The organism is Campylobacter showae, assembly GCF_004803815.1.
Lineage (GTDB): Bacteria > Campylobacterota > Campylobacteria > Campylobacterales > Campylobacteraceae > Campylobacter_A > Campylobacter_A showae.
This window is the reverse complement of sequence record NZ_CP012544.1, coordinates 1-15150: the sequence shown is the minus strand read 5'-3', so window position 1 is coordinate 15150 and position 15150 is coordinate 1. Positions and strand designations below refer to the sequence as shown.

Annotated in this window: 13 protein-coding genes and 1 other RNA gene; 5 read left to right on the top strand and 9 right to left on the bottom strand. The window is 44.5% G+C overall.

Annotation, left to right across the window (positions count from 1 at the left end; all coding sequences use genetic code 11):
- Positions 1 to 113 precede the first annotated feature (113 nt).
- Both purB and CSHOW_RS00065 read left to right on the top strand, forming a co-directional pair.
- Entirely contained in the window at positions 114 to 1457 is a 1344-nt protein-coding gene (gene purB / locus CSHOW_RS00070) for an adenylosuccinate lyase (protein ID WP_004321742.1), read from the top strand.
- A complete protein-coding gene (locus CSHOW_RS00065; RefSeq protein ID WP_004321741.1) occupies positions 1457 to 3832 on the top strand; it encodes a ribonucleoside-diphosphate reductase subunit alpha in 2376 nt (791 codons plus the stop codon). Before purB ends, CSHOW_RS00065 begins: the two co-directional genes overlap by 1 nt.
- A 263-nt stretch (positions 3833 to 4095) precedes the next feature.
- Here CSHOW_RS00065 and tpx read toward each other — a convergent pair whose 3' ends face one another.
- Entirely contained in the window at positions 4096 to 4620 is a 525-nt protein-coding gene (gene tpx, locus CSHOW_RS00060; protein WP_004321739.1) for a thiol peroxidase, read from the bottom strand.
- A 148-nt stretch (positions 4621 to 4768) separates the two neighbouring features.
- Between tpx and nrdD the strand changes: the two genes are divergently transcribed.
- Positions 4769 to 4930 carry an anaerobic ribonucleoside-triphosphate reductase gene (gene nrdD, locus CSHOW_RS00055; protein ID WP_004321737.1) on the top strand — a complete coding sequence of 54 codons (162 nt, stop codon included), beginning with the start codon at positions 4769 to 4771 and terminating at the stop codon, positions 4928 to 4930.
- Between the two features lie 17 nt (positions 4931 to 4947).
- Positions 4948 to 5634, top strand: a complete 687-nt coding sequence (locus tag CSHOW_RS00050; protein ID WP_004321736.1) for an anaerobic ribonucleoside-triphosphate reductase activating protein — start codon at positions 4948 to 4950, stop codon at positions 5632 to 5634.
- Between the two features lie 230 nt (positions 5635 to 5864).
- Here the strand turns inward: CSHOW_RS00050 and CSHOW_RS00045 are convergent, their stop codons facing one another.
- Positions 5865 to 6281 (bottom strand): hypothetical protein, encoded by a 417-nt coding sequence (locus CSHOW_RS00045; RefSeq protein WP_157753479.1) that lies wholly within the window; start codon positions 6279 to 6281, stop codon positions 5865 to 5867.
- A gap of 100 nt (positions 6282 to 6381) precedes the next feature.
- Positions 6382 to 6816 (bottom strand): hypothetical protein, encoded by a 435-nt coding sequence (locus CSHOW_RS00040; RefSeq protein ID WP_004321731.1) that lies wholly within the window; start codon positions 6814 to 6816, stop codon positions 6382 to 6384.
- A 53-nt stretch (positions 6817 to 6869) separates the two neighbouring features.
- On the opposite strand from CSHOW_RS00040, the gene ffs reads away from it, so the two are divergent.
- Positions 6870 to 6967, top strand: an RNA gene (ffs, locus tag CSHOW_RS00035) — signal recognition particle sRNA small type.
- A gap of 4 nt (positions 6968 to 6971) precedes the next feature.
- Here the strand turns inward: ffs and CSHOW_RS00030 are convergent.
- The 6 genes from CSHOW_RS00030 to dnaA form a co-directional block, all read right to left on the bottom strand.
- Positions 6972 to 8201: an HD domain-containing protein gene (locus CSHOW_RS00030; RefSeq protein WP_004321729.1), complete on the bottom strand. Its 1230-nt coding sequence runs from the start codon at positions 8199 to 8201 to the stop codon at positions 6972 to 6974.
- Positions 8198 to 8905 (bottom strand): preQ(1) synthase, encoded by a 708-nt coding sequence (gene queF / locus CSHOW_RS00025; RefSeq protein ID WP_004321727.1) that lies wholly within the window; start codon positions 8903 to 8905, stop codon positions 8198 to 8200. The genes CSHOW_RS00030 and queF overlap by 4 nt, the downstream gene beginning before the upstream one ends.
- A 9-nt stretch (positions 8906 to 8914) precedes the next feature.
- Positions 8915 to 10306, bottom strand: coding sequence for an EAL domain-containing protein (locus CSHOW_RS00020; RefSeq protein ID WP_004321724.1), 1392 nt, complete (start codon positions 10304 to 10306; stop codon positions 8915 to 8917).
- Complete coding sequence (gene gyrB, locus CSHOW_RS00015) at positions 10307 to 12616, bottom strand: DNA topoisomerase (ATP-hydrolyzing) subunit B (RefSeq protein WP_004321722.1); 2310 nt, start codon at positions 12614 to 12616, stop codon at positions 10307 to 10309.
- Between the two features lie 17 nt (positions 12617 to 12633).
- Positions 12634 to 13701: a DNA polymerase III subunit beta gene (dnaN, locus tag CSHOW_RS00010; protein WP_004321720.1), complete on the bottom strand. Its 1068-nt coding sequence runs from the start codon at positions 13699 to 13701 to the stop codon at positions 12634 to 12636.
- 138 nt (positions 13702 to 13839) lie between these two features.
- The gene (gene dnaA / locus CSHOW_RS00005; RefSeq protein ID WP_004321713.1) at positions 13840 to 15150 is read right to left on the bottom strand and encodes a chromosomal replication initiator protein DnaA; all 1311 of its coding nucleotides are present in this window, start codon (positions 15148 to 15150) and stop codon (positions 13840 to 13842) included.

Below are 15150 nucleotides of genomic sequence, written 5' to 3'. Positions count from 1 at the left end.
TAAATCTAAAATTTAAGGGCAAATTTAGCGGATACTAACCGCCTTTTCAGCCCAGTTTTTGTATAATCTTTCCTAAAAAAATTATACAAAAATTCGCATAAAAAAGGCTAAAAATGGTAGAGAGATATTCGCGCGAACAGATGGCGCAGAAGTGGGATACGCAGGCAAAATACAGCGCGTGGCTGGAGGTCGAAAAGGCCGCGGTCAAGGCATGGAATAAGCTGGGTTTTATCAGCGATGCGGACTGCGAGAAAATTTGCAAAAACGCTAAATTTGACGTAGCGCGCATCGACGAGATCGAAAAGACGACCAAGCACGACGTGATCGCGTTTCTAACGAGCGTGAGCGAGAGCCTGGGCGAGGAGAGCCGCTTCGTGCACTACGGCATGACTAGCTCAGATTGCATCGATACCGCCGTCGCGCTTCAGATCAAAAGCAGCATGGAGCTCATTATCGAGGACGTAAAGGGCCTCATGAGCGCGATCAAAACCAGAGCACATGAGCACAAAAACACGATGATGGTCGGCCGCAGCCACGGTATCCACGGCGAACCGATCACCTTCGGACTCGTGCTTGCGGTCTGGTACGACGAGGTCGCGCGAGCGCTAAAGCTACTGCAAGACGCCAAAGAAGTCGCCGCCTACGGCAAACTAAGCGGCGCGATGGGAAATTTCGCTCACGCACCGCTCGAGTTTGAGGAGCTAACCTGCGAGCAGCTAGGTCTAAAACCGGCTCCCGCGTCAAATCAGGTCATCCAGCGCGACCGCTACGCCCACGTCATCAGCGCGATCGCCGTCCTAGCCGCCACCTGCGAAAAGATCGCCGTCGCCGTGCGTCACTTTCAAAGGACGGAAGTTTACGAGGCTGAGGAGTACTTCAGCCCGGGTCAAAAGGGCTCCAGCGCGATGCCGCACAAGCGCAACCCCGTGCTTAGCGAAAACATCACCGGCCTTTGCAGGATGCTGCGCTCATACGTGACACCGGCGCTCGAAAACGTCGCGCTCTGGCACGAACGCGACATCAGCCACAGCTCGGTCGAGCGATTTATCCTGCCGGACGCCTTCATCACGGCCGATTTTATGCTTGCGCGCATTACGAATTTGATCGCAAATTTGGTAGTTTATCCGGAAAATATGATGAAAAATCTAAATTTAACCGGCGGGCTCGTCTTTTCTCAGCGCGTGCTTCTACAGCTTCCGCAGCGCGGGATTTCGCGCGAAGATGCGTACAAGATCGTACAGCGCAACGCGATGAAGGTCTGGGCGGATCTGCAAGAGGGCAAAAAGGCGATAAACGAAAACGGCGAGAGCCTGTTTTTGCAAAATTTGCTCGCCGACGAGGAGCTACGCGCAAGCCTAGGCGAAGCCGAGATCAAAGAGTGCTTCGATTATGCGTATTACGCCAGGCACGTGGATGGGATATTTAAGAGAGTATTCGGAAAGCAGGGCGAAATTTAATGAAAGTACTAAAACGAAACGGGCGCACGGAAGAGCTTGACGTAAGCAAAATCAAAAAATACACAAGCGAGGCGGTCGCTGGGCTAGCAAACGTGAGCCTAAGCGAGCTTGAGGTGGATGCGAAAATTCAATTTCGCGATATGATCACGACCGAGGAGATCCAGCAAACGCTAATCAAAACAGCCGTCGAAAAGATCGACATCGACCGCCCCAACTGGACCTTCGTCGCGGCGAGGCTATTTCTGTACGACCTTTATCACAAGGTCACGGGCTTTAGCGGCTACAACCACCTACGCGACTATCTGCAAAAGGGCGAAAAAGCGGGCCGCGTCATCCCTGGACTAAAAGAAAAATACGACCTGGACGACCTAAACGACTACATCAGGCCCGAGCGCGACTTGCAGTTTGCCTATCTAGGCATCAAGACGCTATACGACCGCTACCTCATCAAAGACCGCAGCGGCGCGCCGATAGAGCTTCCGCAGCATATGTTTATGGCGATCGCGATGTTCCTCGCGCAAAACGAACTAGACTGCCAAGGCTGGGCGAAGAAATTTTACGACCTCATATCTAAATTTGAAGTCATGCTCGCCACTCCGACGCTCTCAAACGCCCGCACGACGCGCCATCAGCTAAGCTCTTGCTACGTGGGAAGTACGCCCGATAATATCGAGGGTATTTTTGATAGCTACAAAGAGATGGCGCTACTTAGCAAATTTGGCGGCGGTATCGGCTGGGACTGGTGCAAGGTGCGCGCTATGGGCGGCAGCATCGACGGACATAAAAACGCAGCCGGCGGCATCATCCCGTTTCTAAAAGTCACGAACGACATCGCCGTCGCCGTCGATCAGCTAGGCACGAGAAAGGGCGCGATAGCCGTCTACGTAGAGCCGTGGCACATGGACGTGAGCGACTTCCTAGATCTTCGCAAAAACTCGGGCGAAGAGCGCCGCAGAGCGCACGAGCTATTTCCAGCGCTTTGGATAAACGACCTTTTCATGAAACGCGTTAAAGAAAACGCACGCTGGAGCCTATTTGACCCGGCAGAGGTCGCCGATCTGTGCGATCTATACGGCGATGAGTTCGAGGCTCGCTACATAGCATACGAAAACGACGAAAAGATCCAAAAAAACGTCGTCATGGCAAAAGAGCTGTGGAAGAAAATTTTAACTAGCTATTTTGAATCTGGCATGCCGTTTTTGTGCTTTAAAGATAATGCCAACAAAGCCAATCCAAACGATCACGACGGTATCATCAGAAGCTCAAATTTATGCACCGAAATTTTCCAAAATACGCAGCCAAACTACTACAAGATCAAGATCACGTTTGAGGGCGGCTCCGAGCAGCTATTTGACGAAGAAGAAGACGTCACGGTTGATAGCGGCATAACCAAAAAGGCCAAAAAGCTAAGCGCGCTAGATAGCATCGATGGGAAACAAATTTTCATCGTCGAAAAAGAAAGCGTCGAGGGCAAAACCGCCGTGTGCAACCTCGCGAGCATAAATTTAAGCAAAATCAACAAAAAAGAGGACATCGAGCGCGTCGTACCGATCGCCGTACGTATGCTAGATAACGTCATCGATCTAAATTTCTACCCGCACAAAAAGGTCAAGCACACCAACCTGGCCTCCCGCTCGATCGGCCTTGGCGTCATGGGCGAGGCGCAGATGCTAGCCGAGCGCGGCGTGAAATGGGGCAGCTACGAGCACCTAGCGCTGATCGATAGCGTGATGGAAAACATAAGTTACAACGCCATCTACGCCAGCTCAAATTTGGCGGTAGAAAAGGGCGTGTATCCGCTTTTTGAAGGCTCAAAGTGGAGCAGGGGAGTGATGCCTATCGATACGGCAAACGCAAACGCCAAAGCGCTTCTAAACGACAGAGGCGGGCTCTTTGACGAAAATGCCTGCGACTGGAGCAAACTACGCGAAAAAGTCAAAAAAGACGGCATGCGGAACGGCTATCTGATGGCGATCGCGCCGACATCAAGCATCAGCATACTCGTGGGCACCACGCAGACGATCGAGCCCGTGTATAAGCGCAAATGGTTCGAGCACAACCTAAGCGGCATGATACCAAACGTCGTGCCAAATCTAAGCCCTGAGACGTGGCAGTTCTATACGCCTGCCTACGAGCTAGATCAGCGCGTACTCGTGCGTGCCGGCGCCATCCGCCAAAAGTGGATCGACCAGGGCCAGAGCCTAAATATTTTCATGAGCCTAGACAAAGCTAGCGGCGGATATCTGAGCGAAATTTACACGCTCGCGTGGGAGCTGGGACTAAAATCGACCTACTATCTACGCTCCGAAAGCCCGGATAGCGAAAAGCTAAACAACGTCGCCGATCGCTCAATCGAGTGCGAGGGGTGTCAGTAAAATTTAGATTAAATTTTACTGGTGAGTGCTTAAATTTGCCATAAAATCCAAGCAAATTTAAGCGTGGCTCGCTTTTTCTATATTTGGTTTTACCAAACTCTCTACACCGTTAATTCACAGGCGCTGGCAAAAATAATTTTAATTTTATGGATATTAGTTAAAATTTGATATCGTTATATTAAAAGATGAGAAGCAAATTTAGGTGTAAAAATTTGATAATTTTTGCAGAAAAGACCGCTCTCGCGGCCTTTAAATTTCGCGGCTTACATACACCCGCACCCACAACCTCCGCTTGATTTTATCGCGTCAAATACCGCGTCGTAGTTCGGCTCGTCCGTGATCTCTGGGACGATTTGTTTGTGGATGACGACACCGTCTTTGATAACGAAAACGGCTCTAGCTAAAAGCCCCGCAAGCGGCCCTTCGCCGATGATTATGCCGTATTTTTCGCCAAACTCTCTAGCTCTAAAGTCGCTGCCGACTTTTAAATTTTTGATGCCCTCCGTAGAGCAAAATCTCCCCATCGCAAACGGCAGATCCATAGAAATCAAGCTTAGTTTGATCGCTTGTTTCGCTGCCATTTTTTCGTTAAATTTACGCGTCTCAGTCGCACAAACGCCCGTATCTAGCGACGGCACTGCGACTAGTATCTCGATGCCGTTGTTGCCGCCGACCTTAAACTCGCCTAGATCCTGCCCGACTAGCGCGACCTCTGGCGCATACGAACCTACAAATACCTCTTCGCCTTTTAGCGCGACGTCTGCGCCGTGAAATTTGACTTTTGTCATATTTTTCCTTTGTTTTAAATTTAATCGTAACGTGGATATTACCATACTTTTAACAATGGCTGAAAAACAAAGACGTGCCGAGAAATTTAAGACGGTAGTTATCTACAAAGTGCTATACTATTTGACATCAATTATCAAGGAGTGACAAATGAGCGACAAAGAAATCCTAGCTTCGCTTGAGGCAAAGCGCACGAAATGCGTCGTCTACACCCGCGTAATGGGCTACCACCGCCCGGTAGAGAGCTTTAACCTCGGCAAAAAAGGCGAGCACAAAGAGCGCGTCAAATTTTGCGAGCCAAAATCCCGCTAAACTCCTGCGAGTAAAACGTGAAAGACGCTGATTTTCCGCTTTACTCGCTCACCCCCTTTACGACTCTCGACTACCCCGACAAAACGGCCTGTATAGCGTGGTTTGCGGGCTGCAACATGCGCTGCGCCTACTGTTACAACGTCTCTATCGTCACGGGCGCCGGACAGATCAGCCGTGCTGAGTTTATCAAATTTTTAGACAAGCGCAAAGGCAAGCTTAGTGGAGTGGTTTTTAGCGGCGGCGAATGCACGCTTAGCCCCGCGTTTTTGCCGCTAGCTAGCGAGGTAAAGTCTCGCGGATTTTCACTCAAAGTCGATACCAACGGCTCAAATTTGACCGCGCTTGGGCAGGCTATCTCGTTAAATTTGATCGACTATATCGCGCTTGATTTTAAAGCGCCGAAGGAGAAATTTCTAAAGGTTACCGGCTCAAATTTGTATAAAAATTTCTTGCAAACACTTGAGTTTTTGCTGCAAACCGACCTTAAATTTGAGGTTAGAACGACGGTGCATGCGGACTTGCTAGACGAGACCGATATCTCTGCTATGAGCGAGATTTTGTACGAGCACGGATACAGAGGCGTTTATTACCTGCAAAATTTCCTAGACACGGGTGAAAATTTCGGAAATTTGACGCAGGCGAAGGCTAAATTTGATCCAAATTTGATACGTTCAAATTTAGAAATAGGACTTAGGAATTTTTAGTAAATTTAGTCAAATTTGACGTGCAAAATCTCCCAAATCATCACTTTCAGTTGTGATATCTGCTAATTTTAATAAAAGTCACGATCTTTTTTAGCTCGGGTGCGTCGCTTAGAGCCTGCATTTTTACGCTATACTCGCCTTTTTCGAACTCAGTGCGGAGCAAAACTTTATCGTGCGCAAAGCCTCCGTTTGGCGTGCTGTACCATGAAGTCGCGCCGTATTTTGACAGATCAAAGGTTTCGGTTAGGGTGCTTAAATTTGTTTGCCTCGCCGCCTTTTGCGTAGCTTATTTCACGGTTTTGCATGGATTTTAGTGCTACTTTTAACAAGATTTTTTCGCCTGTGCAGGCCGATTTTTCCTCTTCGCTCGTACCCATAGGCTCAGGGACGCCTTGCGTCGTATAGCCGTAGTAACCGGCTAGCTTAGCGGCTGTAGACTTCTCGCAAAACCACTTCGTAAACTCTTCGCTGCCGTATCCGGGAAATACCTCCTCGCTAAGCTTTTCTTCCTCTTTTTGCTTTTGCGGATCTTGCGCGTAGATGAAACTTATCTCGTAGATACCGGCCTTTTTGACGGTAAAATTTATATCGGTCGCGCTGCCGGCCTCCGACATATCGACCTCTTTGTAAATGCCGTCATCAAGCACATCTTCAGCAAAAAAATCAGATCCGTAATAAAAAGCCGAATAAAAAGCACCGCAAAAAAGCAGCAAAAATAGGCGAAATTTGACCTTCGAATTTGACGTTTTATCTGTTTGGTGCGTAGGTTTTTACCTCGTATAACAAGAAATCATACACGCGTTGCTGCACGAGGCCTTCGTATTCGTCGGCGTCGATGAGCCTGCGTAGGTGCTCGAAGTCGATCTTTAGCGCATAGTTTTTGTTCGCTCTGATGGCCTGATCGATCGCTAAGAGCAAGCTATCAAGCGTCATCGGGTCTTTGCGTTTGATACGGGAGACATACTCTCTGGTGGTTTCGATAAGTACGCGTTTGCGGTTCTCGTCGCCGCCGTAAATTTCGCTCGAGATATCGTATAAATTTGCAAAATCGTCCTCTTCGGGATTGAGTTTTGCCGAGATGATAGCCGCAAATATCTTCGCGCGAAACTCGAGCGAGCGGTGGTGATAGACCAAAAACTCCCTAAACAACGACAAAAATTTACATTTTATATCAAATCCCATGTTGCCGCCTAAAATATATTTAAGTAAAATTTGAGTAAAATCGCTCTTGCCCTTTCTTAGACCTGTGCAATGTCTCTTCTAGGCACCGCTTCAGGGTGGGAACACAGCAGAGCACTTAGGCTAGGCGTGTGCCGCAGTCATCTGAGAGAGGGTTTTTAAACCTGTAAAAGCGAAAAATGCTCCTTAAAATCATCGCAAACTTTTAAAAAATTCACTCCGTCCAAGCTCTGATTTTTCTGAAAAAATTTATCCATATTATTAAAACCTTCGGTTAGTTCGTTTGACTTCACGCCGTAGCTGATCGAGATCCCCGCCTCGAAAAACGCCGCGAGCTTGTCACAAAATTTAAGCGCTTTGCCGTCGATGGCGTTAAATTTATCCTCGTTTACATTCTCCATCGTGCCCTCGTGGTGTAGAGGCTTTTTCTCGCAGATCCTATTTTCAAACTCATTTTTGATAAATTTGCCGTTCTCCATGCGGATACCGAGGATATAACTAAACTCGTCTCTAAAATTTTCAGGTACGAAAGGCAAAATTTTCTCATCTATCAGGCGCATTTCGTATTCGCTGATTATCTCGTTTAGCCCTTCGATACCGTATTTTACGGGGCTAATGATATCGCGCGTTAGCGACTCGGGCAGATCGTGAAAGAGCGCGCAAAAGAAGTTATTTTCTAGCCTCGTTTTGCAGGCCTTAACCTCAAGCGAGTAAAAATAACTCAAAATCGCCACGACTAACATGTGGCCTAAAACCGCTGTTTCAGGGATGCGAGGCGTCTGCGCCCAGCGCTTTTGAAAGCGCAGTCTGCCGGCTAGATCGACTAGCTTGGCTAGCTTTTGGTTCATCACGATTTTACGCACGCCTATTAGCTCGTAATAATCCTCCAGCTCCTCCTCCACGCGCGCTTTTAGCTCGTCTATGTCGCTTAGAAATTTGCTCGTTTGATAAACGATCGAAAACTCCCAGCGCGTCGCGAGATAGCTAGCGGCTTTTAGGATCAGGCGCTCTTTGGCGTGAGCTTTATCCTTGTGCGTGAGATAGCGGCGCATCCGCTCTAAAAATTTACCGCCCTCGACGTCTTTTACCAGCCCTTCTAGGATCGTTAATACCCAGGCGTTTATTTGCTCGTTTTTGGTTTTTTGCATCTGATGAAACACGTCGGGGCGTATATCCGTGACTACGACTCGCGCGAGAAACTCGAAAATACCCGCCTCGATGATGTAGTTCATATCGGCGCCGTGCTCGAGCTTTGCGATGAAATACGCGATGATAAATTTATGCGCCTGCTTATCAAGCTCGACTAAATTCGTCATCTTTGGATAGTCGTTCCAGCGCGAGATGGACGCGGCTTTAAAGATGTGTTCGATGAGCTGCGCGCTTATCATTTATCTTCCGATGATTTTTTCACGACGCGGGCGCGCTTTTCGCCGGCAAATTCAGGCTTTTTAAAACCTTCTTTACTACCAGCCCTTCGCGGTTTATCGTCAAATTTATCTTTACTCGCGCGAGGTTTTCTATCGCCGGTTTTCGCACCTTTTTTATCGGCTCCAAAACTCTTGCCGCGAGAGCCGTCTTTGCTAAATTTAGACTCGCGTGCTCCATAACCGCCTCTATCGAAACTTCGATCGCTATCTCGCGTAAATTTCTCAAATTTCGGCGCTTCAAAGCTTTGTTCTTGCGTTTTTTTGATTATCTCATCCGAGCAAATTTCAATTATCGTGTGGACGTTGCCGCGCGGGTTAAAATCGCCCGTGATCTTCATCCATTTTGGAGCCAGTTTTCGCTCTAAAACGCCGTAAATCTCATTTATGCTGTCTTCATGGCTGATGTTGCGCGTCATGAAGCTATTGATGTAGAGTTTGATCGCTTTTAGCTCGACGACGAATTTAGCCGGCACGTACTCAAGATATATCGTCGCAAAATCAGGATACCCCGAGCGCGGACATAAGCAGCAAAACTCCGGCAACGTGATCTTGATCTTATAGTCGCGCTCGTGCTTGTTTTCCCAGATTTCCAGGTCTTTTTCTACGTCAAATTCGCTTATTATTTTCTCGCCGTATTTTGGCTCTACAACCTCATTTTCTTGCATTTTTTTCCTTTAAATTTCTTTTGGCTTCTCTATGAAAAAGCCCTGCGCGAAGTCGGTCTGATAGCGCTCCGCGATGTTGTAAAACTCGTCGTCCTCCACAAATCTCACGATGGATTTTACGCCTACTCTTTTTGCGGTCAAATTTAGATTTTCAAACAGAGTTTTAAATTTGTCGTTTTTGATATTTTTGTTAAATTCGATATCGTAGATAACAAAATCTATCGGCAAATATTTAAAATATTCAAAGCCCGCGTTGTTGCCGCCGAATTTATTAAGCGCAAAGCGAAAACCTAGGTTTTTATACTCCGTCAAAATTTCTCTAAATCTATTTATCTCATCATATACCAGCTTCTCGCTAAACTCGAAAATAATGCGATTTGGATCGATTTTGCCTAGCTGTACGAACTCTTTTATAAAATTCGTAAATTTCAAATTTCTAATCGAAACCGACGAAATTTCGATCACGATCGGATCTTCGTCTTTAAATTTAAGCTCAGATAGCTTTTTAATGACATTTATGTCAAAAAGCACCTCGTAGCCGTTTTTGTTCGCGATATTTTGCACTTTTGCCTTTGAGACGAGACCTTGCTTATCGGTGTAAACTTTTACGATGATATTTTTCAAATTTTGCCCGAAACGAAGACTTTTAACAAGCTGAGTTTGGAAGATAAATCTTTGCATATCGATACAGTTACAGACATCTTTTTCAAGATCGTCGGTGATGTCCACTTTATCCTCGTTATCGCTCTCGTTTAGCTTTTGGATGAGATAAGAAACCGAGTTTTTGAGGCTTGCCGAGTGATTTATGTCGATAGCGTCAAATTTGATCTTTAGCTCGATATTGTAGATTCCGTCGCTTAAAATGCTCTTTTCAAAAACGTTTAAAAGATGGATAAGCTCGGTACTTTTACTCTCACAAAATATTAGAAAATACTCGTTTGAATATCTACCGATGAGCGTGTTTTTAGACACTTTTTCGTTTAAAAATTTCTCCAGCCGCTCGACTAGTCGTTTGAGCAAAATATCGGTGCTAACAAAGCTGTAACGCTCGTTTATATCGTTTAAATTTTCTATCTTTAGCATTAGCATATTGCCGCCGCTTTTGCCTTTAAATTTAGAAGCTTGCTTTGATAAAAGTCTTAAAATTTCGTCTCTATTATAGGCTTTTGTTACTTGATCGAGTACGCTCGTTTGAAAGCTTTGATAAATTTTGTAGGCCGTAAAATAAACCTGACACAAAACCAAAATCGCAATCAGAATAATATCATCAGAGTCAAAATTTATTTGGTCTTTTTTAACAAAAATATAGACCAAAATAATAACGCTAAAAATAAATATCGAGGATACCTCGAGCGCGGTTTTAAACCTATTTGATCGTTCTTTTAGTTCTGATTTTAGCATTTATACGTCCAAATGTTTCACGTCTTTTGCGTGCTCTTGTATATAGTTTCTTCGCGGTTCGACCTCGTCGCCCATGAATAGATTAAACGTATCTGAGGCACTTACTACATCGTTTATGTTTATTTTTAGCAAACGGCGATTTTCAGGGTTCATCGTCGTTTCCCATAGCTGTTCGGGGTTCATCTCGCCAAGACCTTTATAGCGCTGGATATAGGCGCCTTTTTTGGCATTTTTCTCTATCTCGTCTAGCACGTCTATCACATCGCCTTTTAGCTCAATACCGCGCTCTTTTATCTTTTGGCTGATATAAAGCGCCTCCTCGTAAAGCGGATTTGTAAATAAATTTTCATTAACCAAAAGCTCTTCTAGGCCGCTTTCGGTTTGTACGTAAATTCTAGCTTCGTCTTCGCTAACGTAGGAGTTTAGAATATTGTGCCCCTGAGCCTCTAAATAATTTTTCAAAATTTCATAAATTTCGCCGTAGCTTTTTGAAACGATGTCCGGATTTTCGATCATATATCTAACAGCAGAAATCATGCTAAATCGCTTTTCAAGCTCTTTTAACACGCTTCTATAAGCCGCGACTATCTTTAAAAAGTCTATGAGATCAGCATTTCCTATACCTTCAAACTCGACACCTTCGATGCCGGTTTCTATTAGAAATTCATTCAGCGCTCTTTCGTCTTTTAGATAAATCTCTTTTTTACCCTTTTTATAGCGGTAAAGAGGCGGCTGAGCTAGATAGATGTGACCGTTTTCCACGACTTTGTGTAAAAATCTAAAGAAAAACGTTAAAAGCAGCGTCTGAATATGACTACCGTCGACGTCGGCATCAGTCATGATTATGATCTTGTGGTAGCGAAGCCTTTCAGCGTCAAATTCGTCGCCGATACCGCAGCCTAGAGCGGTTATCATATTTTTTATCTCGTCAGATTTTAAAATTTTATCTAAACGTGATTTTTCGACGTTTAAAATTTTACCTTTTAGCGGCAAAATCGCTTGAAATACTCTATCGCGTCCTTGTTTAGCCGAGCCGCCCGCAGAGTCGCCCTCCACCAGATAAAGCTCGCTGATCGTTGGATCTTTACTCTGACAGTCGGCTAGTTTGCCAGGCAGCGTTCCTATGCTTAAACCCTCTTTTTTACGCGTTAGATCGCGAGCTTTTTTGGCAGCTTCGCGTCCGCGCGCCGCCATCAGCGCTTTTTCCATTATCGCGCGAGCCTCGATCGGGTTTTCTTCAAAATACTTGCTAAGTACCTCAAAAACCATCTTTTGAACGATCGGTTTTACGTAGCTTGAGCCTAGTTTTCCTTTTGTCTGGCCCTCAAACTGCGGTTCTGGTACCTTTACGCTAATAACTGCGATAAGGCCCTCACGGATATCTTCGCCCGTGATTTTTGTGTCTTTTTCGCGGGCTGCGGCGTTTGCGGCGATGTAGTTTGTTATCACGCGAGTTAGACCCGCTCGAAATCCCGCTTCGTGTGTACCGCCGTCAGGGGTTTTGATGTTATTTACGAAGCTTAGTAAATTTTCGCTATAAGTATCGTTGTACATCAAGGCAAAATCTACTAAAACGTCCTCTTCGCCTCCGCTAAAAGATACCGCTTTACTTACGGCTTCGTTTTTATTTAAATCGGTTACAAAGCTCTCAAGTCCGCCCTCGTAGTGAAAACTCTCTTTCCTGCCGTTTCTTTGATCCTTAAAATTTATCGTGATCTTCGGGTTTAGATAGGCTAGCTCTCTAAAGCGTTTGGTTAAAATTTCATCGTCAAATTCAGTAACCTCAAAAATACTATCGTCAGGCCAAAACTCTACCTGAGTACCGGTTCTATTTGTATTTTTTATAACCTCAAGGTCGCTTTGAGGGATACCTTTTGAAAATTCTTGTCTATGTAGTTTGCCGTCGCGTTTGATATTCACGACTAGTTTTTTAGAAAGCGCGTTTACGACGCTAACGCCCACGCCGTGCAAACCGCCTGAGACCTTATAAGTGTCCTTGTCAAATTTACCGCCTGCGTGGAGCACAGTTAAAACGACCGTTGCAGCTGAAATTTTCTCCGTCGGATGCATACCTACCGGTATACCGCGACCATTATCGCTGATTATCGCCGAGCCTTCGCGCGTTAGCTCGATATCGATCGTATCGCAGTAGCCAGCCATCGCCTCGTCTATTGAGTTATCGACGACCTCGTAGATCATGTGATGTAGGCCGCTTATGTTAGTATCGCCGATATACATGCCGGGGCGTTTTCTAACCGCTTCGAGCCCTTTTAAAACTTTAATATTTTCCGCGCCGTAATTTTGCTGCATTATTTACCTTTGTTATTTTATAAATTTATCGGCATGATTACCGTTTTTAGCTCGTTTGAGCTCACCGTAAAGGCTAAATTTGAGTCGTTAAATCCAAATTCGAAATGTTCCTCTTCGATGTTTTGTAGGAAATCAAGCAAGTATCTATTTTTCACGCCGACGTAGATTTCTTCTTCAAGTCCGGTTGCAAATTCTATCGTCGTTTTAGCTTCCGAGTTATCTTCGACGATGCTTTCAAAGCTTATGGTTTGAGGAGCAAATACTATTTTCGTGCTCTCAGAGATGATTGAGACGGTTTTGATGCCTTCTATCATCTTATCTCTGCTTAGTCTTAGTCTTCGTTTGATTTCTTGCGGAATTACTCTGTTGTAGTCAGGAAATCTGCCGTTTATAAGCTTTGTAAAAAACTCGAAATTTGCGCTTTGTGCGATTAGAGTCGTATCGTCATAATAAATTTCAATCTTGTCAAAAAATAGCTTTTGTATCTCGCTAATAGCTTTTTTTGGGATTATTAGCGAAAATTCACTTTGAGTCGGCGTTTCAAATCTAAATACGCTAAGCCTTTTCGTGTCGGTGCCGACTATGTTTATGTAGTTTTGTTTAATGTCAATAAGAGCGCCGTTTAGCTCAAATTTAGGGTTATTATTGTCGATGCTTGTAAAAATTTTCTTTAAACTTCGTCCAAGCATTACGGCGTCGACTTCAAATTTATTTTTATTTTCTACTGTCGGGAAATTTGGAAAATCCTCAAATTTGTACATCGGAAGCTTATATTTTGAGTTTTTTTGTTTTATATAGAGGTAGTTATTTACTGTCTCTAGTGTGATTTCTTCGTCTTTTAGGCTTCTTATGATGTCAAGTAATTTCTTACCGTTTGCAGTAGCATTTCCCTCGTCCATGATTTTGACATTTGAGAGCTCATATGCTAGGCCGATCTCGTGGTCTGTTGCTTTGATATTTAGGATACCGTCTTTAGCTCCGATAAATATATGCGAAGTTATAGCGCTTAGATCTTTTTTCTCTAGGTAAGAATTGCTATTTGTTACGATGCTTTCTAAAGCGTTTTTATTAATCGCGACTTTCATTTTTTTCCTTTTGTTTTTAAATTTCTTTTAGTAGCATTAGTAGGTGGCGTGAAAAGTTTAAAACTGCTTTTATTTGCTTTAAATATGGCATTTGCGGCGTTAAAAAAACTGCTTATTTTTTCACTTTTATTCACGTTTTTACTCTTTGGTTAAAATTTTATTCTTTAGTTCTTCGACGCGAACTTTAAAATATTCGTTCGTTTCTATTAGCTCGTTTATTTTTTTTATGCTGTGGCTTACGGCTGAGTGATCTTTCATATTAAAAAACTGAGCGATCTGCGGCATCGAGTTTGGCGTCAAATTTTTAGCCAGATATATCACGATGCGCCTAGCTTCGACGATATTTTTTGAGCGTGATTTGCTTTTCATTTCGCTTGGTTTGACGTTTAGCTCTTTGCTTACGATTTCAACGATATTTTCTAGATTTATATTTTCGCGCTTTTCTTTTATCTGATCGCGCAGGATATTTTTGGCAAATTCTAGCGTGATTTCTTGTCTCATGAGCCTTGCGTAAGCGTTTAAATTTATTATCGCGCTTTCGATTTCTCGGATGTTATCGCCCATATTTGTAGCGATGTAGTTTATGACGTCTTTGTCGAGGTAAATTTTATCAAATTCGCATTTTTTCTTGATTATTGCGATTTTAGTATCGAGCTCCGGCGGTGTGATATCGGCGATAATACCCCACTCAAAACGCGTTCTTAGCCTATCTTCAAAGCCTTTTAGCAGCTTTGGTTGGCGGTCTGATGTCATTACGATCTGACCGTTTTTAGCGTGAAGCTCGTTAAACGTGTGGAAAAATTCCTCTTGGATTTTATCCGTTTTGCCTAAAAACTGCACGTCGTCGATGAGCAAAACGTCGCAGTTTCGGTACTTTTCGCGAAATCGCTCCATCGAGTGGTTGTTGAGGTTATAAGTAAAGTCCGTGATAAACTGCTCACTTGTTACGCAAATGACCATTTTACCGCCGTTTAGGCAAAAATTTCCGACTGATTGTAAAAGGTGAGTTTTGCCAAGTCCAGTCGGGCCATAGATAAAAAGCGGATTGTAAATTTTACCCAGCTGCTCGGAAACAGCTTTTGCGCTTAAAAATGCAAACTGATTCGAGTCGCCGACAACGAAATTTTCAAAAGTGTAGCTTGGATTTAGCAGGCTGCTTTGCGCTTTTATCTCTTTTACGTCCACTTTTTTAGCCGGTTTGCTTTGCGTTTTTGTCGCGGCTTGGACGTTGATCACGGGCTTTTGTCCGGTTTTTACCTCAAAAAGATGAGCGATTTTAGAGGCGTATTTGGTCTGGATAAATTTGGCGATAATCTCGTTTGGCGCGTTAAATACGACGTTCGTTGAATTTGAGCTTTTTTCGTTAAATTTAAGCTGCTTGATGTAGCATTCAAATTCCGACGGTAAAATTTCTTTGGAAAGTAGCTCCAAAACCTCGTTTGCGACCAA